This is a genomic window from Paenibacillus sp. MER 99-2, from assembly GCF_023714095.1.
Taxonomy (GTDB): Bacteria; Bacillota; Bacilli; order Paenibacillales; family Paenibacillaceae; genus Paenibacillus.
Genome location: NZ_JAMAUZ010000055.1, coordinates 1 through 255, shown reverse-complemented (window position 1 = coordinate 255; position 255 = coordinate 1). Strand labels below are relative to the sequence as shown.

The 255-nt window shown below is 56.1% G+C and carries 1 rRNA gene; it reads left to right on the top strand.

Features of this window, described 5'->3' with window-relative positions:
* A 23S ribosomal RNA gene (locus M3636_RS29290) occupies window positions 1–255 on the top strand; the annotation flags it as partial.

The following is a 255-nucleotide window of genomic DNA, read 5'->3' as shown; positions in this document are numbered from 1 at the left end:
GAGGGGGCCGCAGTGAAAAGGCCCAAGCGACTGTTTAGCAAAAACACAGGTCTGTGCGAAGCCGTAAGGCGAAGTATACGGGCTGACGCCTGCCCGGTGCTGGAAGGTTAAGGGGAGCGGTTAGGAGCAATCCGAAGCTGTGAACCGAAGCCCCAGTAAACGGCGGCCGTAACTATAACGGTCCTAAGGTAGCGAAATTCCTTGTCAGGTAAATTCTGACCCGCACGAATGGCGTAACGACTTGGGCGCTGTCTC